Annotated in this window: 1 protein-coding gene; it reads right to left on the reverse strand. The window is 68.2% G+C overall.

All coding sequences use genetic code 11. The annotated features are described in order from the left end of the window. A partial coding sequence (locus JHD77_RS33375; protein ID WP_181858610.1) for a type VI secretion system Vgr family protein occupies positions 1–336 on the reverse strand: 336 nt, incomplete at both ends.

The following is a 336-nucleotide window of genomic DNA, read 5'->3' on the forward strand; positions in this document are numbered from 1 at the left end:
GCGGCTTGCCGCCTTCGGGCCGAGGATGGGTCAGGTAGCCCAGGTGCAGCGCGCTGGCACCGTGGTCGCTCATCAGCGCCGCACTGATCTGCGCCGTGGTGTCGTCGATGCGCAGCTCGTTGGCCCGGCTGCCCTTGTACTCCTTGCTCTTGATGGTGCTGAGGATCTTGTGGTCGGGCAGCGCGTAGGGCGGCCGGTTGGTCGCCCGGTAGGTACGCCCGGTGACGATCGGCTGGTCGCAGTCGCCGTCCAGGTAATCGACGATCACCTCCTGGCCAATCCGCGGGATCGCCATGTGCCCCCAGTCGGCACCCGCCCAGTTCTGCGCGACCCGTA

Origin of the sequence: Pseudomonas sp. P20, assembly GCF_016463925.1 — a bacterium.
GTDB lineage: Bacteria > Pseudomonadota > Gammaproteobacteria > Pseudomonadales > Pseudomonadaceae > Pseudomonas > Pseudomonas aeruginosa.